The 25,809-nt window shown below is 36.8% G+C and carries 20 protein-coding genes; 10 read left to right on the top strand and 10 right to left on the bottom strand.

Features of this window, described 5'->3' with window-relative positions:
- Nucleotides 1-28 precede the first annotated feature (28 nt).
- The 4 genes from EXIGUO8A_RS05110 to EXIGUO8A_RS05095 all read left to right on the top strand — a co-directional run bounded on the left by EXIGUO8A_RS05110 (nt 29) and on the right by EXIGUO8A_RS05095 (nt 3,138).
- On the top strand, nt 29-1,171 hold the full coding sequence (locus tag EXIGUO8A_RS05110; protein ID WP_159302185.1) for an Mrp/NBP35 family ATP-binding protein: 1,143 nt from the start codon (nt 29-31) through the stop codon (nt 1,169-1,171).
- A 2-nt stretch (nt 1,172-1,173) separates the two neighbouring features.
- On the top strand, nt 1,174-1,413 hold the full coding sequence (locus EXIGUO8A_RS05105) for a NifU family protein (protein WP_116771196.1): 240 nt from the start codon (nt 1,174-1,176) through the stop codon (nt 1,411-1,413).
- Between the two features lie 72 nt (nt 1,414-1,485).
- Entirely contained in the window at nt 1,486-2,544 is a 1,059-nt protein-coding gene (locus EXIGUO8A_RS05100; RefSeq protein WP_159302184.1) for an NAD(P)/FAD-dependent oxidoreductase, read from the top strand.
- Between the two features lie 261 nt (nt 2,545-2,805).
- Nucleotides 2,806-3,138, top strand: a complete 333-nt coding sequence (locus EXIGUO8A_RS05095) for a 2Fe-2S iron-sulfur cluster-binding family protein (protein WP_159302183.1) — start codon at nt 2,806-2,808, stop codon at nt 3,136-3,138.
- 424 nt (nt 3,139-3,562) lie between these two features.
- On the opposite strand, the gene EXIGUO8A_RS05090 is transcribed toward EXIGUO8A_RS05095, so the two are convergent.
- Nucleotides 3,563-5,302: an ABC transporter ATP-binding protein gene (locus EXIGUO8A_RS05090; protein WP_159302182.1), complete on the bottom strand. Its 1,740-nt coding sequence runs from the start codon at nt 5,300-5,302 to the stop codon at nt 3,563-3,565.
- Between the two features lie 184 nt (nt 5,303-5,486).
- On the opposite strand from EXIGUO8A_RS05090, the gene EXIGUO8A_RS05085 reads away from it, so the two are divergent.
- The 4 genes from EXIGUO8A_RS05085 to EXIGUO8A_RS05070 are packed head-to-tail and all read left to right on the top strand — an operon-like array spanning nt 5,487 to nt 13,376.
- A complete protein-coding gene (locus tag EXIGUO8A_RS05085) occupies nt 5,487-6,530 on the top strand; it encodes a TPM domain-containing protein (protein ID WP_159302181.1) in 1,044 nt (347 codons plus the stop codon).
- A 48-nt stretch (nt 6,531-6,578) separates the two neighbouring features.
- Nucleotides 6,579-8,759: an acylase gene (locus EXIGUO8A_RS05080; protein ID WP_159302180.1), complete on the top strand. Its 2,181-nt coding sequence runs from the start codon at nt 6,579-6,581 to the stop codon at nt 8,757-8,759.
- 57 nt (nt 8,760-8,816) lie between these two features.
- The gene (locus EXIGUO8A_RS05075) at nt 8,817-9,704 is read left to right on the top strand and encodes an ABC transporter ATP-binding protein (protein ID WP_159302179.1); all 888 of its coding nucleotides are present in this window, start codon (nt 8,817-8,819) and stop codon (nt 9,702-9,704) included.
- A gap of 33 nt (nt 9,705-9,737) precedes the next feature.
- The gene (locus tag EXIGUO8A_RS05070; protein ID WP_159302178.1) at nt 9,738-13,376 is read left to right on the top strand and encodes an ABC transporter permease/M1 family aminopeptidase; all 3,639 of its coding nucleotides are present in this window, start codon (nt 9,738-9,740) and stop codon (nt 13,374-13,376) included.
- 48 nt (nt 13,377-13,424) lie between these two features.
- Here EXIGUO8A_RS05070 and EXIGUO8A_RS05065 read toward each other — a convergent pair whose 3' ends face one another.
- The 7 genes from EXIGUO8A_RS05065 to aqpZ form a co-directional block, all read right to left on the bottom strand.
- Nucleotides 13,425-14,078 carry a hypothetical protein gene (locus EXIGUO8A_RS05065; RefSeq protein WP_159302177.1) on the bottom strand — a complete coding sequence of 218 codons (654 nt, stop codon included), beginning with the start codon at nt 14,076-14,078 and terminating at the stop codon, nt 13,425-13,427.
- 116 nt (nt 14,079-14,194) lie between these two features.
- On the bottom strand, nt 14,195-14,362 hold the full coding sequence (locus tag EXIGUO8A_RS05060) for a hypothetical protein (RefSeq protein WP_201304106.1): 168 nt from the start codon (nt 14,360-14,362) through the stop codon (nt 14,195-14,197).
- Between the two features lie 449 nt (nt 14,363-14,811).
- Nucleotides 14,812-15,876, bottom strand: coding sequence for a dipeptidase (locus EXIGUO8A_RS05055; RefSeq protein WP_159302176.1), 1,065 nt, complete (start codon nt 15,874-15,876; stop codon nt 14,812-14,814).
- A gap of 2 nt (nt 15,877-15,878) precedes the next feature.
- Nucleotides 15,879-16,991 (bottom strand): D-TA family PLP-dependent enzyme, encoded by a 1,113-nt coding sequence (locus EXIGUO8A_RS05050; RefSeq protein ID WP_159302175.1) that lies wholly within the window; start codon nt 16,989-16,991, stop codon nt 15,879-15,881.
- A gap of 5 nt (nt 16,992-16,996) precedes the next feature.
- Nucleotides 16,997-17,464 (bottom strand): RidA family protein, encoded by a 468-nt coding sequence (locus EXIGUO8A_RS05045; protein WP_159302174.1) that lies wholly within the window; start codon nt 17,462-17,464, stop codon nt 16,997-16,999.
- A gap of 10 nt (nt 17,465-17,474) precedes the next feature.
- Nucleotides 17,475-18,791, bottom strand: coding sequence for a gluconate:H+ symporter (locus EXIGUO8A_RS05040; RefSeq protein WP_159302173.1), 1,317 nt, complete (start codon nt 18,789-18,791; stop codon nt 17,475-17,477).
- 97 nt (nt 18,792-18,888) lie between these two features.
- Nucleotides 18,889-19,584, bottom strand: a complete 696-nt coding sequence (gene aqpZ / locus EXIGUO8A_RS05035; RefSeq protein ID WP_116771183.1) for an aquaporin Z — start codon at nt 19,582-19,584, stop codon at nt 18,889-18,891.
- Nucleotides 19,585-19,949: 365 nt separating this feature from the next.
- On the opposite strand from aqpZ, the gene EXIGUO8A_RS05030 reads away from it, so the two are divergent.
- Entirely contained in the window at nt 19,950-21,215 is a 1,266-nt protein-coding gene (locus EXIGUO8A_RS05030; protein WP_236564436.1) for an aminotransferase class V-fold PLP-dependent enzyme, read from the top strand.
- Between the two features lies 1 nt (nt 21,216).
- Here EXIGUO8A_RS05030 and EXIGUO8A_RS05025 read toward each other — a convergent pair whose 3' ends face one another.
- Nucleotides 21,217-22,113: a metallophosphoesterase gene (locus EXIGUO8A_RS05025; RefSeq protein ID WP_116771182.1), complete on the bottom strand. Its 897-nt coding sequence runs from the start codon at nt 22,111-22,113 to the stop codon at nt 21,217-21,219.
- Between the two features lie 111 nt (nt 22,114-22,224).
- Between EXIGUO8A_RS05025 and EXIGUO8A_RS05020 the strand changes: the two genes are divergently transcribed.
- Nucleotides 22,225-24,597: a GAF domain-containing protein gene (locus tag EXIGUO8A_RS05020; RefSeq protein WP_159302172.1), complete on the top strand. Its 2,373-nt coding sequence runs from the start codon at nt 22,225-22,227 to the stop codon at nt 24,595-24,597.
- On the opposite strand, the gene EXIGUO8A_RS05015 is transcribed toward EXIGUO8A_RS05020, so the two are convergent.
- Nucleotides 24,586-25,803, bottom strand: a complete 1,218-nt coding sequence (locus EXIGUO8A_RS05015; protein ID WP_159302171.1) for a Pycsar system effector family protein — start codon at nt 25,801-25,803, stop codon at nt 24,586-24,588. The genes EXIGUO8A_RS05020 and EXIGUO8A_RS05015 overlap by 12 nt on opposite strands.
- Nucleotides 25,804-25,809 lie beyond the last annotated feature (6 nt).

The following is a 25,809-nucleotide window of genomic DNA, read 5'->3' as shown; positions in this document are numbered from 1 at the left end:
ATAGGCAGGTTTTGAATGAATTTATACAATGAAGATAGATAAGAAGGATGTTTTAAAAGCCTTGGAGCATATTACGGTTCCTGGAGAAGGCAAAAACATGGTAGAAAGTGGTGCGGTAACCAATATTCAAATTTTCGGTGATGAGGTAGAGGTTGATATTACCATAGCCAACCCTAGTTTACAAGCACGTAAAAAGACCGAAGTGGAGATTTTAAAAGTCATCCATAGAGAGGTTTATGAAAAGGCTAAAATTAAGATCAATATTAAGGTTGATGCTCCTGCGGCAAAACCAAAGGTGAACGAAATAAAAGGCAAGCCAATACCAGGTATTAATAATATTATCGCTGTAGCCTCTGGTAAAGGTGGGGTAGGTAAGTCTACGGTAACGGCCAACCTTGCGGTTACTTTGGCTAAAATGGGCTTTAAGGTTGGTTTGTTAGATGCCGATATATACGGACCTTCAATGCCAATTATGTTCGATGTTGCCAATGAGAAACCATTGGCGGTAAATGTAGAGGGCAAGTCTAAAATGAAACCTGTAGAGAGTTATGGGGTAAAATTATTGTCCATTGGGTTTTTTACCCAACGTGATCAGGCGGTTATATGGAGAGGACCTATGGCGTCAAAAGCATTGAACCAAATGATTTTTGATGCACATTGGGGCGAGTTGGATTTTATGCTGATCGATCTACCACCGGGTACAGGTGATATTCATTTGAGTATTATGCAATCGCTACCGGTAACCGGTGCTGTTGTAGTAAGTACGCCACAAGAGGTTGCACTTGCCGATGCAAGAAAAGGGGTGGCTATGTTTCAGCAAGACTCCATAAACGTACCTGTATTGGGTATCGTGGAGAATATGGCATACTTTACACCGGCAGAACTACCAGAGAACAAATACTATATTTTTGGTAAGGAAGGGGCGAAAAACCTATCGGAAGATTTAAACGTACCTTTTCTTGGAGAAATGCCATTGGTGCAAAGTATACGTGAAGCCGGCGATGTTGGTAGACCAGCGGCTTTACAGACGGCAACGTCTGTAGAAAAAGCGTTCGAAGAATTAACAAAACAGGTTGTTAGCGAGGTTGTTGCTAGAAACAAAACTATGCCACCGACCGAAGCAATAAAAATTACGACAATGGCGGGTTGCTCGCCAGTTAACAAAAAATAGATATGACTGCAACAGAGCTAAAAGTGAATGTGGAAAAAGCATTGGAAGAAATTAGACCTTTCTTACAGAGCGATGGTGGAGATATTAGTCTTATTTCTATTGAAGAAGAAACGGTTACAGTGCGTTTAGAAGGTGCTTGTGTTGGTTGCAGTGTCAATCAAATGACCTTAAAGAGCGGTGTAGAAATGACCATTAAGAAATACGCTCCGCAAATTCAGAATGTAATTAATATAGAAGGTTAAATCTTGATAATTGTCATGATATTTAAAACAATAGATTGATAATTTTGAGATGTATTACAAACAATTCCAGTAATGATTAAAACCGATATATTGATAATAGGCGCAGGACCTACGGGTCTTTTTGCCGTTTTTGAAGCCGGACTCCTAAAACTTAAGTGCCATTTGATCGATGCCTTGCCACAAGCTGGTGGGCAGTGTGCAGAAATTTACCCTAAAAAACCCATTTATGATATTCCTGGTTTTCCAGAAGTATTGGCGGGCGATTTGGTAGATAATTTAATGGAGCAAATTAAGTCCTTTCAACCAGGGTTTACGGTAGGCGAGCGTGCAGAAACCATTGAAAAATTAGAGGACGGTAGCTTTGTGGTAACTACAAATAAAGGAACTAAACACAATGCCCCTGTTATTGCTATTGCTGGCGGATTGGGAAGTTTTGAACCAAGAAAACCTTTGTTGGATAATTTATCAAAATTTGAGGATAGAGGGGTTGCTTACATGATTAAAGACCCTGAAGTATACCGTGATAAGAAAGTGGTAATTGCAGGTGGCGGAGATTCTGCTTTAGACTGGAGTATTTTCTTGGCAGATGTTGCTTCGCAAGTAACTTTGGTGCATAGAAGAAACGAATTTAGAGGAGCTTTGGATTCTGTAGAAAAGGTACAGGAGTTAAAGAATCAAGGAAAGCTTAATCTGATTACTCCCGCAGAAATTATTGCTTTAAATGGTGATGATAAACTAGAATCAGTATTGATCAGAAAAATATCTGATGCCAAGGAAGAGATGGTTTTGGAGGTTGATGATTTTATCCCATTATTCGGACTCTCACCAAAACTGGGTCCTATAGGTGATTGGGGATTGGAAATCGAGAAAAACGCCATTAAAGTAGATACGTTCGATTATCAAACTAACATACCGGGCATATATGCTATTGGTGATGTAAATACGTATCCTGGTAAATTGAAACTGATACTTTGTGGTTTTCACGAAGCAACACTAATGTGCCAAAGTGCCTTTCAAAAAATTCATCCCGATAAAAAATACGTCATGAAATATACCACAGTAGGTGGTGTAAACGGTTTCGACGGAACAAAAAAAGAAGCGCCCAAAGCGGTGGTGAAGAAGATTGAATAAAGTAAGTAAATTAGTTTGTTAGTGAAATAGCGATTTTGTGAAACGACGATACATCGTTTTGAAGACTTAAAGGTGTGGTAAAAATCACAAGATTTAGCAGTTTTAGTTTCCAAAAAATCTTTAAACTTGAAGCGTCAAATATTTATAAGAAAAAGAGTTGAGTTAATTGAAGAGTCAAATGAAATTTCGAGAATATTTTACGCACTAATTTGATAGTTAAACTAAACTAGTTCATTAAAGCCTAACTACTAAATCCTATTAATGACCGATATAAAAATTACAATTATAGACCGTGACGGAGTATCTCACGAAATAGATGCCCCTACAGATATGAACATGAACCTTATGGAAGTTGTGCGTTCTTATGAACTTGCTCCAGAAGGAACCATTGGTATTTGCGGAGGTATGGCAATGTGTGCATCTTGTCAGTGTTATGTGGAATCTGACCACGATTTACCAGAAATGAGCGATGATGAAGAAGCTATGCTATCAGAAGCTTTTAATGTTAAGGATAACTCACGTTTAGGTTGTCAATTACATATTTCTGAAGACATGGACGGACTCAAAGTAGAGCTGGCTCCAGAGGATCTATAAATGTCATTGCGAGGAAACGAGATGTAATCGAGATTGAAGAAGCAATCTGCTAAATGCTTGTTTTGAAAGTTATCGGTAGCGTTCAAACCTCACAAATGTGTTTAATTAGTAGCTGAGTGACATTATAGAATTGAATCAAAAATAGCTTAGGTACTAGTGAAGGTTCTCGATACAAATTTTCTCATACTTCAAAAATTCACTCGAACTGACATCTTTTTTAATTTCCAATAGCCATTATCGGAAACGTAATTCAAAGAAACGGATATCCGCGTTATACTCGCTATGACGAAGGGATTACTATTGCTGTCATTGCGAGAAGCATTTCGCGCCGAAGCAATCTGTTAAATTCGTGTTCCTAAGTTTTCGATTACCCTAATAACAACAGTTATTTTAATTTTCCAACAACGAACAACGAACAACCAACTTATATTCTAGCTTGGTATGTAAACAGATTATGGTATCTACCTTCTTTGGCGATCAGCTCTTCATGGGTTCCTTGCTCGGCAATTCGCCCGTTTTCAATAACTAAAATCTGATTCGCTTTTCTAATAGTACTTAAACGGTGGGCAATGACAAAAGTGGTTCTCCCTTTTGTTAGTTCAGCCAAACTCTTTTGAATTAAAGCTTCGCTTTCGGTATCAAGGTTAGAGGTAGCCTCATCTAAAATCAATATTCTTGGGTTTGCCAAAACAGCTCTTGCAATGGCAATACGTTGGCGTTGACCGCCAGATAATTTGACTCCACGCTCACCAATAACGGTATGTAATCCGTCTTCAAATCTATCGGTAAACTCATCAACATACGCTGCTTTGATTGCCGCTTGTAACTCTTCTTCAGTAGCATCTGGTCTTGGGAAAAGGATGTTCTCTCTAATGGTTCCTTCAAATAGAAAATCATCTTGTAATACCACGCCTAAAAATTGCCTAAAACTGGTAAGGTCCACTTTTGATAGGTCGGTGCCATCTATGGTAATTTCTCCTGAATCCGGATTTAAAAAGCTTGCCGCCAAACCTGCAATAGTAGATTTACCGGAACCGGAACTACCAACAAGAGCAATAACATCACCAGATTTTGCATTAAAGCTAATGTTGTGCAATACATCTTTATCTTCCTCATATGCGAAGCTAACATCTTTAAACGCCATATCTCCTTTTATTTGAGATAGTACAATGGTTCGGTCTTTTTCGTCAGATTCGGCTACTTTGTTCATTAATTCTTCGGTACGGTCCAAGCCTGCCAATGCTTCGGTAAGTTGGCTTCCAATATTGCTCATTTGTACAATGGGCGCTACCATTAGGGCAAGAAGAAAAGTAAACTCAAAATACTCGCCCGTAGTCAATTCGCCTTGCATCATTTTGTAACCGCCAAAGCCCATCATAATTCCCGTAGTAGCCAAACCTAATAAAAAGGTGGATGAGCTGGTCATAAAAGCGGTGGCCGTTAAACTCTTTTTTACATTTTGGTACAATCGGTCTACACCTTCTTCAAAAACTTTACTTTCCTGCTCCTCGGCATTAAATCCTTTTATAACTCGAATACCGCCTAAAGTTTCTGTCAGCCTTCCTTTTACTTCAGCGTTAATTTTTCCGCGCTCCCTAAATACAGGTCTTATGATTTTAAAAGCTTTTAAAGCTATAAGGGCAAATAGAATCAAGGGAACAAATGTTAGCAAGGTCATGGTGGGGCTAATACGCAATAATAAAATTAATGATACCACTGCGGTAATTGTACCGCCAACTAGCTGTACCAGCCCGGTACCGATTAAGTTTCTTACCCCTTCAACATCGCTCATTATTCTAGAGACCAATGAACCCGATTTTGTATTGTCAAAAAAGCGAATAGGTAGCGAAAGCACTTGTTTTTGTACCTGTGCTCGTAGTTCAGAGATCATAAATTGTGCTTGTATACTTAGCACTTTTGTCAAAAGAAATGACATGACTGCCTGTACTAAGAAGGCAAAAATTACAACGGCAACCAATATTTTTAACTGATCATAATTTTTATTGGGCACAATGTCATCTAAAAAATAGCGTAAAGACACGGGTGCTACAAAACTTGCGGCCTTACTGATGACGATTAGTAATAAGCCTAATAGAACCAATTTTCTACGGGGCCATATAATGGTTTTAAAAGCTGTTAATATGCTTACTTTTTTTTCTGCCATTGGGGTTTACTCTTTCTAATTCTTGTTTAATTGTTCTGTATTTCGGTCGAGCACAGTCAAGACCGACAGACATCGATCTGCAAGTTACTTCAATTCTAAAGTTTAACCGAATCTAGAATAGGTTTTGATAGTATGGTTAGGTCTCAATAAAGGTTTTTATATTTGATTACACAGACCACCAACGATGTTTAAAAAAACTATTCTTTTATTTCTTTTAGTAACTTTTTATGGTAATGCGCAAGAGCAATATTATGAATTGCGTGATTTTGTAACCGATAGTGCCAACATTTTTACTTCAGCTCAGGAGGCTGCTTTAAATCAGCGTTTGGTTGCTTTTGAAGACGCCACTACTAAACAGTTGGTAGTGGTAACCATAGAAGAGTTGGGTTTTGATACTATAGAATCTTACGCCAACGGTCTCTTTGTGCAGAACGGTATTGGTCAAGAAGGAAAGGACAACGGACTATTGATTTTATTTTCAGAGTTGGACAGGGAAGTTAGAATTGAGGTGGGTTACGGATTGGAACCATATATAACCGATGCCGTAGCTTCAAGAATTATTAGAAATACGATGATACCTAATTTTAAGGAAGAGGAGTATTTTACTGGTATTAATGAATCTGTAGATCAGCTTATTGAATTTTTAAATAACCCTGAGGCGTTAGATGAATTTAAACAAGAAATTGACGATGAAAATGACAGGGAAAAGCTTTACTTGAATATATTCCTTGGAGTTTTTCTATCAATATTTATTGGGGTAGGTGGTTTTTTCTTTCTTAGAAGTTATAGAAATATTATAGAGGTTTTTAGAGGAATATTTATGGGTAAATTAGGCGTGTTACCCGGTGTTTTTATGCTATTAGGCGGTTCTATTTCTACCATTTTTGGTATGGTATTTATGGTGGTGCCTCTTTTTGTGGGGTATAGTATTTATACGTCCGACCAAGAAATTGCCATGCGAATATTTGATCATCCTAAAATTTTACTATGGCTGTTACTGCCGTTTTTTGGTATAGCTGCTATCATTGCTTTTATTAAGCTAAAACTATCGGGCGAAGAAGATTTGAATATATCCTGGGTCAAAAATGATAAAACGTATTACAGAAAAACTTTCTCATCATCAGGCACACACTCTTTTGGTTCGGGCAGTAGCTCATCAAGTGGTGGTAGTTCTTTTTCTGGAGGAGGCGGTAGTTCTGGCGGCGGTGGCGCAAGCGGAAGTTGGTAAAAAATCAAGTACATTTATATACCCTAAAAATTCACTTAAATATTCCATATGAATAAACTAATCTATTTGTTGATTTTTGTTTTGGTTGCATCCTGTAAAGCTGAAAAATCAAACAATCCCGACATTGAAAAATGGGAAGCACAAGCGGCTAATGTAGAAATCATTAGGGATGATTTTGGAGTGCCCCATATTTATGGTAAAACCGATGCCGATGCGGTATTCGGATTATTATACGCACAGTGCGAAGATGATTTTAACCGTGTTGAGCAAAACTATATTTGGGCAACCGGTAGATTGGCAGAAGTTGAGGGCGAAGAAGCATTGTATAGCGATTTACGTGCTAAGCTATTCATGACCGAGGAGGAGGCAAAGGCCAATTATGAAAAGAGTCCTGCTTGGTTAAAAGAATTATGTGATGCTTTTGCTAATGGTATAAACTATTACCTATACACCCACCCAGAGGTAAAACCAAGATTGTTGACACATTTTGAACCTTGGATGCCCATGTATTTTAGTGAAGGTTCAATAGGCGGGGATATAGAGCGAATTTCAACAAAGAAAATCGCTGCTTTTTATGAAAGTGATATGGAACTGCCAGAAATGGAATTGATGCAATTAGAAAAAGAAAAAGAAGCCGAAGAACCTCAGGGATCTAACGGAATAGCTATTTCAGGTACATTGACCCAATCTGGTAATCCGTTATTATTGATCAATCCGCATACCTCGTTTTATTTTAGGGGAGAAGTTCATGTAGTTTCTGAAGAAGGATTAAATGCCTATGGTGCGGTAACTTGGGGTCAGTTTTTCGTTTATCAAGGATTCAATGAAAAAACCGGATGGATGCATACATCAACCTACACCGATGTTATGGATGAATTTAAGGAAACTTTTATTAAGAATAATGACCAGTTGGTCTATCAATACGGAGAAGAATTACGACCCGTAGCATCATCGGAAATTGTGTTGAAATATATAGACGGACAAGAATTGAAAGAGAAGAGATTTCCAGCCTACAGAACCCATCATGGTCCAATAACCCATGTTGCCGATGGGCAATGGACGGCTTCTGCCATGATGTGGGAACCGGTAAAAGCCTTGGAACAATCATTTATACGTACAAAACAAAACGGTTATAAAGGTTTTAGGGAAATGATGGATATTCGTACTAATTCTAGTAATAATACCGTGTATGCAGATGCAGAAGGGAATATCGCTTATTTTCATGGCAATTACGTTCCAAAACGCGATGTGCAATTTAATTATTCTGAGCCAGTTGATGGTAGTAATCCTAAAACAGATTGGCAAGGGCTGCATACGGTCGACGAAAATATTCTAGTGCTAAATCCTGATAATGGGTGGATTCAAAATTGTAACTCTACTCCTTATACTTCTGCATTGGAATTTAGTCCAAAGAAAGAAGACTATCCCTATTACATGTCTAGAGATCAAGAAAATTTTAGAGGAGTGCATGCCATAACGTTATTGAAAGATCGAAAAGGGTATACCATAGATAGCTTAATTCAATTAGCCCATGATCCATATTTACCGGCGTTTAAGGCATTGATTCCTGGATTGGTAAAGGCTTATAATTCACATGGCGATAAGAATCCGAAATTAAGCGAACCAATAAAAATTCTTGAAGAATGGGATTTTACTACTGGAGAAGATCAAGTAGCCATGACCTTGGCGCATTTTTATGGAACCGCAATGGGAAGTAGGGCAAAGCATCCAAATGGAATGAGTGATATGGAACGCATGACCTATTTTGGGACCCATACGGATGAATCTTTAAGAATATTCGAAGAAGTTATAGATGAACTTTCATCTGACTTTGGTACATGGAAAATGCCATGGGGAGAAGTGAATAGATATCAAAGAACTACGGGCGATATTGTTCAACATTTCGATGATGATAAGCCAAGTATACCAATAGGGTTCGCTTCTGGTAGATGGGGGGCTTTAGCGGCTTATGGAGCTCGCTATACAACAGAAGGTGCAAAAAAAATATATGGAACAAGGGGCAATAGCTTTGCTGCAGTAGTGGAATTTGGCGAAACCGTTAAAGCGAAAAGTATATTGGCAGGCGGGCAAAGCGGCGACCCAACTTCAGCACATTTTAATGATCAAATAGAAAGGTATAGGAACATCGATTGGAAAGAAGTACCGTACTATAGGAAAGATGTTTTAAAAAGAGCGGAAGAAACTTACAGGCCAGGTGAAAGAAATTAGTATATTTAGGTAATAATCAGTGTGTTAATCCAATTTGCACTAAATACCTAACTGTACATGGAGCTAAAAATTGAAAACTTAAGTAAAACGTATTCCAACGGAGTACACGCTTTAAAGAATATTACATTAACTATACCACAAGGTATGTTTGGTCTGTTGGGACCGAATGGTGCCGGTAAATCCTCTCTAATGCGAACCATGGCTACACTACAACAGCCAGATTCAGGAAGTATTACTATGGGGGATATAGATATATTAAAAGATACTGATAGGGTAAGGGAGGTTTTGGGATATTTACCGCAAGAATTTGGTGTTTATCCAAAGGTAACATCTTATAAAATGTTGGATCACATTGCTTCTTTAAAAGGTGTTTCGAATAGAGGTGAACGAAAAGATTTGGTTGAGGCGCTATTGAATAAAACTAATCTTTGGCACGTTCGCAAAAAAAGTTTAGGAACTTATTCTGGTGGAATGAAACAAAGGTTTGGAATTGCACAGGCACTGATCGGTTCTCCCAAATTAATAATTGTGGATGAGCCTACAGCTGGTCTTGATCCTGCAGAGCGAGTTCGCTTTCATAATTTGTTAAGTGAAATAGGGGAAAACACCATCATTATTCTTTCTACACATATTGTTGAAGATGTGGCTAATCTGTGCAAGAACATGGCTATTATTTGCCTTGGAGAGGTTGTAGCACAAGGTAATCCTACCGAAATAATATCTGGAATACAGGGTAAGATCTGGAAAAAAATGATCGACAAAAAGGATCTTGATGCGTATAAGGCAGAACATCAAGTTATTTCAACTCATTTAAAAGCGGGTAGAACAATTATTCATGTATATAGTGAAATGAGACCAGATGAAACTTTTGAAACAAGTCCTGCCAATTTAGAAGATGTTTACTTCACAGAAATTACAGCTAGATCAAACGCTGTTACCGCATAGATTTTTCTTTCCATCCACCTAAAACCGACCATCATGTTTACTGAAATATTCTTATTTGAAATAAAATATCGTATAAAACGTCCTGCAACTTGGGCTTATTTTGGAATCCTTTTTTTATATGGAATGATTATTTCCATTGGAGGATTTGAAGCAGGTTCTGAAAAAGTGTTCTTAAATGCACCTTCCAATATAGCATCAACGTTAAATGTGGTCAGTATTTTTGGAATTATGTTGGCAAGTGCCATAATGGGAGTTCCTATATATAGGGATATTGAACATGGTACCCAAAATTATTTATTCAGTTATCCAATTAGTGAAAAGGGATATGTACTGGGTAGGTTTACAGGGTCAATGTTTACATTGTTTTTAGTGAGTTTAGGTTTGATTCTTGGTTTTATGATCGGTTATGCTATTGGTCCTTATGCAGGTTTCGAACCGGCAGAGCGCTATGCAGATTTTAATTTATGGCACTATTTACAGCCCTCATTGGTTTTTTATTGGTCTAATTTTTTCTTTACGGGGTGTATTTTCTTTGCCTTGGTTGCATTGACAAAGCGTATTATGTTGGCTTATGCCGGCGGGGCAATTTTATTTATTATTTACTTGGTGACTTTAACGCTTACTCAAGATATTGAAAATAAAGAACTGGTTAGTTTACTTGATCCTTTTGGTTTTGGAGCATTAAATAATACAATTCAATATTGGACTCCAGAGGAGCAAAATACCTTAACAGTACCTTTTAAAGATACTGTAATGTGGAATAGAATATTATGGGTTGGTGTTGGTTTTTTAATATGTTTATTTACAGTTTTTAGATTTGACTTTCAGCGCTTCTTGAATAAGAAGCTAGGTTCTAAAAAGAAAGCTGCTAAAGAGTTAGATGGTTCATCTGCCGCAGTATTAACAAAAATACCGGTAGTGTCTCAGGTTTTTAGTAGTTCACATAATGTAAAGATGCTAGGGAATTTGGCATGGATGGAATTTAGAAATATAACCAAGGATCTTTTTTTTAAAGCTATTTTAATTGCAGCTGTTGGATTTTTGTTTTTTGATGGTTGGTTTGGTAATCCAACCTATGGTACACCAATGATGCCCATGACCTATTACATGTTAGAGATTAAGGATTATAATTATGTAGTGCTCATATTTATACTCATTGTTTTTATGACGGGTGAGGTTTTACATAGAGAGCGTAGTGTAAAATACGACCAAATTTATGGTGCGTTGCCTTTGCCGAATTGGGTAGTTTACGGTTCTAAGTTTCTTGCTCTGGTTTTTGTATGTTTCATATTGGTAAACATGATTTTAGTAAGTGGATTGTTAAATCAAATACTACAGGGCTATTATAACTTTCAATTAGGTATGTATTTTACCGATCTCTATTTAATAGAATTTCCAAAATATATTTCTTACGTAATGTTGGCATTTTTTGTCCATGCTTTAATCACAAAAAAGTTTTTAGGACATGTAGTAACCATAGCGATTTGGGCAGCGTTGTTTGCCATCAGCAGCCTTGCGGATATTGACTATAATATGTATCTATATAGTTATGCACCAAGGTACACGATTTCAGATATGAACGGGTTTGGACATTTTCTTTCCGGTCAAAATTGGTTCCGCTTATATTGGTTAGGTTTTGGTTGCGTACTGGCTATAATTGGGTTGTTATTTTGGAAAAGAGGAACTGATTCAGGAGTAAAGGCTAGATGGAAAGAGGCAAGACATCGTTTCGGCTTAAAGGAGAAAGTGGCAATGGTGGTAGCTATTTTGGTCTGTATTGGTGCCGGGTGGTATGTTCATTATAATGTAAGCGAATTAAATTCTTATAGAACAATAAAACAAGGCAGGGAATTAGCAGCTAATTATGAAAAAGAAATTAGTAAGTACAACTATATAAATCAACCAAAATTTACAGATGTAAAGGTAGATGTGGATTTAGTTCCAGAAGAAAGATATGCAACAATGTCCGGTACGTTTACCATGGTAAATAAAGGAGAGACCCCCATTGATTCTTTACACTTAAATTGGGGGGATAATCAATTACTGCACACAGAGTTGTTAAGGTTGGCAGTAAGTGATGTTGATTTAAAAGAAGGTAAAGTATATAGCAAGTCTAATTATAAACTTTATAAACTACCAAATAGAATGATGCCTGGTGATACTTTGGTCATGAATCTTGCGATAAAAAGGGGCTATAAGGGTTTCCCCAATGAGGGTTCTGGGTCTGATATTGTGTATAACGGTACTTTTTTGAACAATGATTTTTTTCCAACTTTTGGGTATAATTTACAATATGAACTAACAAGTGATAAATACAGAAAAGAATATGGTTTGCCGGAAAAGGAATATTCGGCACCTCCTCAAAATGATAAATGGGGATTAAGGAATTTATTGTTTAATGATGATGCAGATTATATAACTTTTGAAGGTACAGTTAGTACAGCTCCTGACCAGATTGCTATAATGCCTGGTTATTTACAAAAAGAGTGGAAAGAAAATGGCAGAAAATATTACCATTATAAAATGGAAGGTGAAATGGATTACTTTTTTAATGTTTCCTCTGCACGCTATGATGTTTACAAAGAAGATTGGACGGGAAATAATGGGGAAAAGGTTGCTATTGAGATTTTTCATCACCCAGATCATCCCTATAATGTAAAACGATTTGCTAGAGCTGTTCGACATTCCTTAGACTATTTTTCTGAAAATTTTGGGTCATATCAATATCGTCAAATGCGAATAATTGAATTTCCAAGATACCAGTCTTTTGCCCAATCTTTCCCAAATACAGTACCCTATGCAGAAAGTTTTGGATGGACCGGCGATTTTAGCGACCCTGAAGATCTGGATTATGCTTACATGGTTACATCCCATGAAGTAGCACATCAATGGTGGGGACATCAAATTACACCTTCTGCAACACGTGGAGCTAATCAAATTTCAGAATCTATGGCAGAATATTCGTCGCTTATGGTTATGAAAAAAGAATACGGTGTAGATGCCATGCAAGACTTTTTGAAAAGAGAATTGGATAGTTATTTACGAGGCAGAGCTGGTGAGAATAAATTTGAAAAAACTTTATTGGATAATGATACCCAAGCCTATGTTTGGTATAGAAAAGGAGGATTGATTCTGTATGCTTTACAAGATTATATTGGTGAAGATAGACTGAATGTTGGGTTTAAAAAATTTATTGATAGTGCTGCATTTAGACCACATGCACCTTTCGCTACTTCAAATGAATGGTATGGGTATATAAAAGAAACCACTCCAGATTCTTTGCAATATTATTTAAAGGATAGTTTTGAGAAAATAACTTTATATACGAATAAGGCAAAAGAGGCAACTTATAAAAAATTAGATGATAATACCTATGAAGTAAAAGTTACGGTTGAAAGTGAAAAAAATTATTTTGATGGAAATGGTAAAGAGTTAGAAGCACCTGATCAACCAAATTTATTAGATATTGCCATATTTCAAAATGATACTATTATATATGGAAAAACAAAAAAGGTGCCACTTATATTAGAGAAAAAATGGATTAAGCCGGGCACAAGTACCTTTACGTTTACTACTAATAAAAAACCGTTGAAAGCAGGAATAGATCCCTACAATAAAATGATAGATAGAATACCGGATGATAATTTGATTAGTCTAGAAGAATTGGAATAGTAAAAAATATCAAGTATATCGGTGATATGAATTAAGTTTAATAGCTTTCTACATAGACTCTTTAGTAACGATCAAAGTTGCTTTAGAGCCAGAAGACAGTAGCCATTTGTTAGAGTAGATTAATTCTCCTTTATCGTTATAGACATCAACTTGTGCGGTATTTGGTGCTGAAGAACCATGGTTAAGCGCCTCAAAATCCAAACGGTTGAAACCATCTTGAAGATCAACATTTATGCCTTTGAAGGCTCCGGTCAATAGCAGGTTGTGTTCTACGACCATATCGTTCATGTATATTTTTACACGATCGCCATCAACGTATTCGTGATCTCTACAAACAATACCAATATATTTTCCGCTGCTTTTTACGTCACCCAGATATTGGTCGGGAAAATACTGTCCCGATCCATTTAAGCGTTCTCCAGGACCAACTTTGGGATCTATTTTCATGCCAGTGCCTGCCTGTACCAATTCTTCATCGGGTAACATTTTTACAGGATTTTTTGAATTCATATCTTGACTAGGCTGCTCCTTTATTAAATTGGGCATGTTAAGAACTGATCCCGAACTAGGTGTGCCGCTTGAATTTACCGGATTAACTTTGTCAATTTTAAGCGGTTTTGAGGTAGGTAAATCTGTTTGGGCAGAGACCTGAGCCGCAAAAAAGGAAAACAAAACAATAAAAAGAAAACTAACTTTTCTCATTGTATCTTAAATATTGATGAAATAAAGATAACAAATACCCTGCCATGCGTACTTAAGGCTTAGTTAAAAATTAACGTATTGTCCCATAATTCGTTGAAATGTAGATGTTAATAGTGTTAGTCGGAGTCTTGTTCGGCTTTTTGTTCGGTATTTATGAAATCTCCATGAATCATTTTCTCCTCTTCATAAATTACATTTGATATTCCTATCATAATCGCTGCAATATAGAGTACAACCTTTCTTTTGAGCCAAAGAATGGCTTTGCTGATATTTTTGAAAAACATAATTGTGATGATAAATTAGCAAATACTGGTTTTATCATATGTACATTGAGTACATAGAAAGTAGTCTTAACGACTATTTCTATTATGCAGTTCTTGTATATTTTGAAGAGAAGATTTTAGTAAGAAATATAGTTTGACGTAAGGAGTTTACGTATGATAGAAAATGAAAGTGTTGACCTTTTAATTTGTGATGTAATTGTTGCTTGCAAATTTTTGATAGATAACAGTAAACATCAAAGGATGTGTCGATTACAGATGTTGCAGTGTCGTTATTATACTTAGAATCAACAGTATGGAGATCAAAGGAAGTATTTTTTAGCGTTGAGGAAAATAAAGAAACTTCAAAACGTACAACCGAAATAGTATCGGTGTTTAAACTAACAAAATTTGTTGAAAGTCCTAGGAACAGAAAAAATGATGCTATGTACGTATAAAAATTTCTCAATAGCTTATTTTAAATTTTTCTTCAGGAATGAAATAAAATTACCGTGCATTACTTTCTTTATATCCTGTTCATTATAACCTCTTTGCTCTAATAAATGTACGGCTTTTTGCAAATCTGCGATGGTGTCAACATCTGCAGGTCCTTGTTCTTTTCCAAATCCGCCATCAAGGTCAGAGCCTATACCCACATGTTCTGCATTACCGGCTAGTTGGCAAATATGATCAATGTTGTCAACCATTTGCTGAAGACTTACTCCTGCAGATTGCGGTTTGGAAACCCCTCTTTTCCAATTGGGTACCATCATCCAAGCATCAAGAACAACACCAATTATGCCTTTGCGAGCTATGATTTCTTTGATCTGTTCATCGGTAAATTGTCTGTGATGGTTTACTAATGCCCTACAATTATTGTGGCTAGCCCAAAGAGGGCCATCATAATTCACCATTGTCTCCCAAAAACTGATATCGCTTAAATGGGTGACATCAAGTATAATTCCCAACCTTTCAATTTCTTTAAGAAGTGCTCTTCCCTTAGTTCCAATGCCACCTACGGAATTGGTACCGTGAGCATATGTTCCAGGTCCGTAATGAGCAGGACCAATAGCTCTTAAACCTTGATGATATGATTTTTCCAGATAAGAGATGTCAATTATGGAGTCAGCACCTTCAAGACTTAGTAAATAGCCAATGGGTTTGTTTTCCTCGTTGGTTTTCCATAGTTCTAAATGGGTTTCAAGCTCTTTTTTATTGATAATCTGAACCATTTCTCCGGCAGCTTCCATGCTTTTGTACCACGCCAGTTGTCCCTGTGTTTGCGCCCATGCTTGTTGAGGTGATTTCCATCCAGGAAGGGTATTGTCCATATGAACATATCTTGCAATTTGTGTTGCCATGCAAAGACCAATATTTCCTTTTCGCATGGCATCAAGAGATACTGTATTATTGCCACGGTCAGGTTTATCTGTCATGCCCTGTTCAGCTTTTCTAATAGCTTCAACAGACCAAGTAAGGTCGCGGTTCCATTCCATCGCATTCATGGACAAGTCTAAATGGGCGTCAAATATAAACATGCTTAAATAGTAGATTTTTGTGTTCTTGCGCTTACCGGCCAAAAATCAATAACCTGATTGTCTTTTACAACGGTTAGGGTATCATATTTTGCTACGGTTGGGCAAATGTGTTTAGGTATGGCATAATGAACATCACCCACTTCTGGTATGGTAAGGTCATCATATTCGACCACCAAATGTTCTTCTGACTGACTTATTTGTTTGCTGTGCTTTAAGTCTAAAAATTCAATTCTAGGAAAAGGCATTTCTGGTGCAACTGACTTATGACCGAGGTCAAAACATAGAATACCTGTAGTTGGTTTGCTGAGTATGCGAGTCATTAATACTGCGGCAGGCAGAAATTTCATTTCTGGGAATGCATTACCGTATCCAGAATCCCAAAGCAATGTAGTACCAGGACTAGCATCTACATCTTTTCTTTTGCTGTGATAAGGAAAAGTGGGCGAACCACCGGCTACTATTTTAGGACTAGGTATTTGAAGTTTCTCAATGTTATTCTTTAAAGATAGTACTGGTTCAAAAGCGGCATTACAATCCGATTCTCTGGTAGCTGGATCCGTATTTCTTAAATGCCCGTCATAAACATGTAAACCTTCGGCAATTAAATGTTCGTTTTCATACAATTCGCGATACAAAGTAAGTGCCTTGTCATCAGGACTAATTCCTGTTCGGTTCATGCCATTATTGATGTCGATCCAAAGTGAAATTTTAATAGCGTTTAGGTGGGCTAATTTGCTTAGAACATGAAGGCTTTTGGTATTGTCAATAATCGTTGAAAATAGGGTGTTCGGATATTTTTTTATGAGCTCAACAAAGCGTTCTGCATTTGGACCTATGGGTTGCATAGCCAGCAATACGTCTTTCGCTTTGCAATCTCCAAGTAATTCCGCCTCGGCAATCGTAGCACATTTAAATTTTTGAATGCCAGCATCCATTTGCATTTTTATGATATTGGCATTTTTGTATGTTTTTACATGCGGACGCAAGCGATTAACATTACCCGTCATGGCAATCATTAGATCAATATTATGTTGAATTCTATTGGGATAGACCAATAATGAAGGAGAAATTGTATGCTCGGGATGTTGAATGGAATACCAGTTTTCTTTTGCCATAATTGTTAGTGATGTAATTCAAAATGAGCTTCAATTTCAACAGGAATTCCTCCAGGTAAAATCATACCAACGGCACTACGTACACCAACACCGTTATCCGGACCAAAAATATCTGCCATAAGTTCACTGAAACCATTTATGACCAAAGGCTGTTGACCAAAATCGGGAGTAGAATTCACCATTCCCAAAGTTTTTACGATTCTTTTTATTTTATCGATATCGCCAAAATGGGTCTGTATGGTAGACAGCATGGTTAACGCTACTTGTCTTGCAGCTACTTTTGCTTCTTCGGTGGTCATATCAAAACCTGCTCTACCTACAATTAAAGAGCCGTCATTTTTCATGGGTCCTTGCCCAGAAATATATAAAAAATGGTCAACGACCAATACTGGTTTATATAACCCTGCTGGGGGTGGTGCCGGCGGTAAAACCAGACCTAATTCCTTAATTCTTTCAGAAGGTTTCTTTTGCATAATTTTTATTTTAAATGAACATGTTAATCACTAGAACACCTACTAGCCCCATTACACCTACGGTAGTTTCCATAACTGTCCAGCTTCTTAACGTATCGTTTACAGATAGGTTAAAATATTCTTTGAACAACCAAAAACCGCTATCGTTAACGTGAGATAACATTAAACTACCTGATCCAATGGCTAGAACCATTAATTCTGGACTAACACCAGTACCTTGTACTAGTGGCAATACTATGCCTGCAGCGGTTAAACCGGCAACTGTTGCCGAGCCAACACAAACACGAATAACCGTTGCGATAAGCCATGCTAAAATTAATGGGGAAATAGAAGATTGTTCTAAAATACCACCAATATATTCACTAACACCACTATCGATCAATACTTGTTTTAACGCACCGGATCCCGCAATGATCAAAAGTACCATGGTAATACCGGTAATGGCACTACCAACGGAATCCATCACATCTTTCATGCTTTTACCACGTCCTAATCCTAAGGTGTAAATAGCAACCAAAACTGCAATTAACATAGCAATTGCTGGGTTACCCATAAATACCAAGATCTTTGTAAGAAAGAAATCTGCAGGTAATAGAAGTTGTGCTAGGGCGGCAACGGCAATTAGAATAACCGGTAATAATGCACTAATGATGCTATTTGCCATACTTGGCATTTCTTCTTCTTTAAGCACCACGGGGTTTAAAAATTCTTTTAAGGGTGTAGCGTTAATGTTCTTTAAGGTCCTTGAAAAGATAGGACCGGCAACAATGATAGCGGGAATGGCTACAATGATTCCGTATAGCAGTGTTTTGCCGATATCGGCATTGAACATTGATGCCAATGCTGTGGGTGCAGGGTGTGGAGGTAAATATCCATGGGTTACCGAGAGTGATGCAAGCATGGGCAACCCTACATAAAGAAGTGGTAAACCTGTAGCTGCGGCAATGGTGAATACCAAGGGTACTAAAATTACAAACCCGACGGAGTAAAACATAGGGATACCAACAATGAAACCGGTTAAAACAACCGCCCACTGAATGTTCTTTTTACCGAATTTTTCTACCAAATGGGTAGTGATTCTTTGTGCGGCACCGCTATCGGCAACCAACTTGCCCAGCATGGCTCCTAAACCTAAAATAATAACGAGGAAACCTAAAATGTTACCGATCCCTTTTTGAATGGAATCGACGACGCTAACAGGTTCCATACCTTCTGCAATACCCACGAACAAGGATACTATGATGAAGGTTATAAAGGCATTTAGCTTGAATTTGGCAATGAGAAGAAATAGGAGTAGAATTCCTAAAATAACAATGAATAATGGCATATTAAAATTGAGTTAGATAAGTTGATCATCTAAATATACCATAAAAAAAAAGCTCATCATATTTTATCTTTTTATGATGAGCTTAAACAATGTAATTCTATAATTTATCTGTTATCTCAGGCGAGATAGCTTTGTACACTAAACCTGCAATAGCAGCTCCTACGATAGGGGCTAGCCAAAATAACCAAAGTTGGTCTAAAGCCCAGTCTCCAACAAAAAGAGCCTGACTGGTACTACGAGCAGGGTTTACCGAGGTGTTGGTTACAGGAATACTGATAAGGTGAATAAGGGTAAGGCAAAGTCCGATTGCCAAACCTGCAAAACCTCTAGGAGCTTTGGTGTAGGTAGATCCTAAAATAACAAAAAGGAAAATAAAGGTTAATACCAGTTCGGTAATCAGTGCCGAAGTCATATCGAATCCTCCAGGGGAGTGTTCTGCATATCCGTTAGCGGCAAAACCTCCAAGTACAAAATCTGATTTTCCAGAAGCAATAAGGTAGAGTATGGCAGCACCTGCAATACCGCCCATTACTTGAGCGACTATGTATGGGAATACGTCTTTACCTTCAAAACGGCCACCTATCCAAACACCTATGGTTACTGCTGGGTTTAAATGGCAGCCAGATATATGACCTATGGCATAGGCCATTGTAACTACGGTTAAACCGAAGGCTAATGAAACACCGACAAAGCCAATGCCCATTTCAGGAAATCCTGCGGCAAGCACGGCACTACCGCAACCGCCTAATACCAGCCATAAAGTACCAATAAATTCTGCAATAAATTTTTTCATTTCAATAAGGTTTAATTGATTGTATTAGTTTAGAAACCAAAATTTTAATGAAGTCACAATTTATTGTGAGTTTTATTATGTATTTGTTGGATGTTGACGTGATAAGATCGGAATAAATTAAATATTGACTAATTATAATGTATGTAAAATCAATAATCTTTAAATGTTTAGTGATATCGTAGATTAAAGAGTTATCATGAATTACCTAAATTTTTCTTCACATTTATAATTCTTGTTGCCATAAAACAATAATAGGATAAATTCATTGAATTGAAGTGTACTGCATTGGTATTCATTGGTTTAGTTTTAATATTTTTAGAAGAGAGATTAAAAAATTAAAAACCTAGTTATTAAAAAATAATGTTATGATGAATAAAAGACAGTTTTTGACCAACATGGGTAAAGCGGCTTTTACTCTACCATTTTTACCTTACAGTTCTGTGGTAAAAGGAGGGGTGCCTATAAAATCATATGAATCGAAATCTGAAGATGGTTTTTGGTCAAGAATACGGGAGGATTATCTTTTAAAGCCAGATTATATTAACCTCGAAAATGGGTATTATAATTTTATTCCGACCCCGATTATGATGAAGTATATAGAACATTTAAAAATGGTTAACTATGAGGCTTCATACTACATGCGTACCGTACAATGGGAAAATAAAGCAAGTGTGCGTGATCGGTTGGCAAAATTTGTTGGCAGCACTCCAGAAGAATTGGTGATAACTAGGAATGCAACCGAATCATTAGACTTAATTATTGGTGGTTATCCATGGAAAAAAGGCGACGAGGCCATATATGCTTTACAAGATTATGGTTCAATGAAAGACCATTTTGAATTGATGGTTAAAAAATACAGTATTAAAACTACGGTGGTCGATGTTCCAAACAACCCAGAATCTGATGAAGAATTAGTGGCTATATATGAAAAAGCGATTACACCTAAAACCAAGTTAATGATGGTGAGCCATATGATTAATATTACAGGGCAAATATTACCAATTCGTAAAATTTGTGATATGGCGCATAAATATGGAGTGGAAGTTTTGGTAGATGGGGCGCATTGTATTGGTCATTTTAAAGTAGATATTGAAACATTACATTGCGATTATTATGGATCTAGTTTGCACAAATGGTTGAGTGTTCCTCTTGGGTCGGGCATGTTGCACGTCGCAAAAAATAAAATCACGAAAATATGGCCACTTTTTACAGATTGGGAAAATGATTCAGATCTTATTCAACGATTAAATCATACCGGAACATTGCCAGTGCATACAGATTTAGCTGTTAATGATGCTTTAGATTATATTGAGATGATCGGTATAGAACGCAAACAAAAAAGGCTTCAATTTCTACAGAAATATTGGAGCGATAAATTAAGGAACGTACCTAATATTACGGTAAACACACCAGTAGAGATACAGCGTAGTTGTGGTATTGCAAATGTGGGAATACCATCTATGGATGCAAAGGAACTAGCAGCTCAGTTATTAAGTGAGTTTAGAATATTTACGGTAGGTGTCGATTATGCAAATGTAAAAGGATGTAGAATTACACCCAATGTATATACTACCACAGATGAGTTGGATAGTTTTGTTGTCGCCATGAAAACAATAGCGAAAAGAAGCTGATTTAACTATCCATATAATCCGATAATTTCTGTGGTCCTTCCAATAAAATGCGAACCACACGAAGAGTACCGTCATCTGTGGTGTTTATCTGCCATTTGATTAAAGAGATATTGCCCTTTTCAATTTCAATACCGGTTATGCTTCTTGGGTGAACACAACTACCATCGTTAAAAAGAGGAATGTCGCCAGGTTCGGGAAAACGGGGTCTGTGCGTGTGCCCTACTACAGTTACTTTTAAATTGTTCTTGAGTATCCACTTTTTTATGCGTCGCTCGACCTTTATGAGTTCGGTATAGTTTCTAGCCGGTGATGTTGGATCTGCAATGCCCCAAACTTGAAGAGGTTTCCAAAGTATTCTCACTAAGAATCTACCAACTCGCCAAAATCGGTAGTTCCACCAATCTGCCTGGTGACCGTGGGTAAGAAAAACTTCTTGTTGGGTTTCTGTATGTTTTAGTATGATAGCTTCGTGGTACTTAATACCTTCAAAAAGAGATTTGTCCTTGTCGTCAATGGGCTCAAAATAGCTCGACAGGTGTTTTTTTACATAAGCTTCATCTTTATAGACCATATCATGATTTCCCCAGATCATGTGAAGTCTTTGCTCTAAATGAAATTGTTTTAAAAGCTTAAAAACGTTCTTATGCGCTTCAAAAATAGATTCAAAATAAATGTTTTCCCAAAGCTCGTCGCCATCACCTAGTTCACAATAGCTGAACCCTTCGGAATAATAGAATTTTAAGGCGTGGTAATAAATATTTCTATTGTTGGCAAATTCATCGGCAAAGCTATTGTCGCCCCTATGGCAGTCGCTAAAAAGAATGAATTTTGAGGCATCGTCAAACGGAATAGTTTTAGCGTTTTTATAAGCTCTATTAAGTCTGTTTTCCGATGACATGCAGTAGTTTTCGCTAAATATCCGAAAATCCCGTTAACCACAAGGCTATAGTTGACTAAAAAATAGGGTAGGTTTTGTAACTTTACAGCAAAATTGTAGACTAACCAAAGCATGGGAAAGCACGATAGAAAGAAAATGCCGTTTAAGCACCTCATAAGTTTTGAAAAACTTCTGTCGAAGTATGATGAACATTTGAGGGGCGATGATCCATTTTTGGCTGCTACGGCAGAACGAATACTTGCTGTTGAAAAAGGATTTCCTGAATTGCGAAATGGTTTTTCAGATTTTACTTTGTTGGAGAAACATAAAGACTTGATCGAGCGTATTTTGCAAGATACGTTTACCGAGGCTTTAAGTGGTAACGAAATTAAAGTGGCAACACTGCCATATCAAGATATAATTATAAAATCATCTAAACGGTTTCAAAATATAATCAATGAAGCTGGTGAAGGTTATGAGCCTGAAATACGAAATGTAGGCGATGATCTAGATTATATAATGAGCTGTGTGGTAGTGTTAAATTACTATTACGGCTATCAGTTAGATTTTAGTAGGCCTTATTTCTATGACATACCAGATGCCAATGGAGTAATGCGCCATTATCGTATTTTGTACAATGCAGATTTTATCGACATTATACCTACCGATAAGGCTAAGGAAATTACGCAAGAAGATGTCGATGAACTTTTGGCTAACCCTAATGATGCGGCACTTTGGATGGAAAAGATTCCGCCAGAAAGTTTTATCTCAAAAGGTTTTGTAATTGCAAACTTGTTCGATGTAACGATGGAACAAGCAATTTCAAACATTAAATCGAAGTTGATCTCTAAAGATACTTTACAGCCTGTAAAGTTTATGAACGACTTACAGGAGACGTTCAAGTCTTTTTTTCGTCTGCCTAATATTAAGGTGGGTTTTGCTTCTTTTGATGCCAAAAAAGAGCAATTTGAAGAAGTCGCCGGCATTGGTTTTGAGAGCTTTCTTTTAAGAGGCAAACATGCTGTTGATTGTAAACAGGCATTGTGTGTAGATTCTTATACCAAGCTAATTGATTATAATTCTTATTTCACCATTGCCGATATGGACCGTATGGTACAACAATCTGGCGATGTGCAACCATATAAAGGACTACAAGATCAGGGTGTGCAAAGTGCCATATTTGCACCAATAGCATATGAAGGAAATCTATTAGGGGTTTTAGAAATAGTTTCCCAAAAGAAAGGTGTGCTTAATGGTGTTAATGCACAGAAATTAGATGATGTATTGCCTTTTATTGTTTCGGCTGTTGTTCGTGCCAAAAATGAAGATAACAATAGAATAGACGCTATTATTCAAAATGAGTGTACATCGGTGCATTCTTCTGTGTATTGGAGATTTCAAGAAGAGGCCAAAAGATTCATGCTCGATGAAACAGAAGGTAGGTCACCTTCATTTAAAGAAATCGTTTTTAAGGATGTTTATCCATTGTTTGGTCAGATAGATATAAAAGATTCTTCTCATGCAAGAAATTTAGCCATTCAAAGAGATTTAATGATTCAGCTTTCTGAAATAGATGCTGTATTGAATATTGCCTTGAAAAAATGGAATTTACCAATTTACGAAGAGCTGATTTTTAGAGTGAACAATCACTTGGATAGTATAAAAGAAATGCTATATACCAATAGTGAACAGGCTATTTTTGATTTTGTTCAAGATGAAATTTCACCAGTTTTTGAACATCTTAAAAAATCCGATAAGGAAATTAAAAGCCATATACTAGCCTATGAGGCTAAAATAGATATGGGCACAGGTTCTTATTACGATCATAGAAAAAATTATGATGAAAGTGTAACACAGATCAATAAAACATTATCTGCGGTTATTGATAAGAGACAAGAAAGTGCACAGGCAATGTTTCCTCATTATTATGAGCGTTATAAAACCGATGGTGTAGAGCACAACATGTATATTGGCTCTTCAATATCAGAAAGTAAAGAGTACAATCCTTTATATCTTAATAATCTTAGGCTTTGGCAGTTACAGGTAATGTGTGAAATGGAAAATGCCCATTACTCATTAAAACCTAAATTACCGGTACCGTTAGATGCGGCTTCTTTGATTTTGGTCTATAATACATCATTATCCATTCGTTTTAGAATGGATGAAAAGCAGTTTGATGTTGATGGAACTTATAATGCACGTTACGAGGTAATAAAGAAAAGAATAGACAAATCTTACATAAAGGGTACAGAGCAAAGGCTAACTCAAAAAGGAGTGTTGTCCATAGTTTATTCGCAGAAAAAAGATGAGCTTGAGTATTTAAGGTATATCAAATTCTTGAAATCTAAAGGCTATTTTACAGACAAGATAGAAATTGTTGAGCTTGAAGGACTTCAAGGGGTATCTGGTTTAAAAGCGATACGTGCTCAAATTTTATACAAAAGAGAGCAAGAGCCGGAAAAGACCTATACCTACCAAGATTTGATGGATGCCCTAAAAGACTAGTACTTGGCTCAATAGTTCTAGTTTACGATCCGGACCAAAGAATTTAAAGGATACGGCAAATGCTATGACAGATAGGATCATACCTATCATAAAAATAGTGTAGGTCCATCGTAAAAGCGAGTATTTTCTATTTAAGACTATACCAAGAAAATAAAGGTCTTTGGTTAAAGAAGTATATATATAATCTTTATCCTTTAGCATTTCTTGTATGGCCCATTCGTACTCGCTCAATGCCATTTTATGAAAATTACCAAAGAACAATAAGTTCACATTTTTGTTTTTCACATCGTCTTTGGTAAACTCGCCACTGGTTACATTTGGTCTTGTGGCCAGTACGGCTAAAATCATGGATACAACACTAAAGAATACAAATATAACTGTAGGGTAAATAAGGTAATCGTTAGATGGGTTATCTAATTTCGGTATCAAATTGGACAATGCCAATGATATAATAATGGCATTTACAGATAGTAAGATATTCGCCTTGGTGTCAGCGATATCACTAAGGGTAATATGATTTTTTAATGTTACCCTGTACAAGGTTTGTATACCTCGATCTGGGCTTTCACTCTTAAACTGGGCTTTTAGCTTTTCTTTTTTGGCAAGTTTTTTTTCAGACTTTTTGTCTTTAATGAGCTTTCTTAAATTTTTGTCCTTTTTCTCTAACCAATTCTCTTTGGCGTAATCTGTATAATATTGGTGGTCAGTTCTAAATACTTGTATGTTAAGCTCTAACCATTCTTTTTGACTGTAATTTTTTAAGCCGAGTAATTTAAGTTCTTCACGTAGAAGATCAGAAGTTTCGAGGTAGCTACTTTGTGCAAAATGAGAAGAATCTGCATCACGAATAATCATTTCCATTTCATTGCTTGGCGTAGCATTCCATTTTGTAGATAGAATACACGATTTTACCTTCTCTATTTCTTCAACATTATAACCTTCTTTGGTCAAGAAATCTTCGGCAATTTCGCAACTGCTTTCTTCATGGTTTTTAGTGCCTTTAGTATAACCAGTATCATGTAGCCATGCCACAAGAAGCAAAACTTCCTTATCCTTATCAGATAGAGAGCAAGATTCAAGTAATTCTTTAGTACTTTTAACGACTCTTTGTGTATGTCTTAGATTATGGTATAAAAACTTATTGTCCAATTGATTGGTAAGTAAGTCCGTTACAAATTGTTGGGTACTATCTAAGATATTTGACATAGAAAA

This window comes from Maribacter litoralis (assembly GCF_902506355.1).
Classification (GTDB): domain Bacteria; phylum Bacteroidota; class Bacteroidia; order Flavobacteriales; family Flavobacteriaceae; genus Maribacter; species Maribacter litoralis.
Note: the sequence above shows the minus strand (reverse complement) of the source record. Positions and strands in the feature narration are given on the sequence as shown.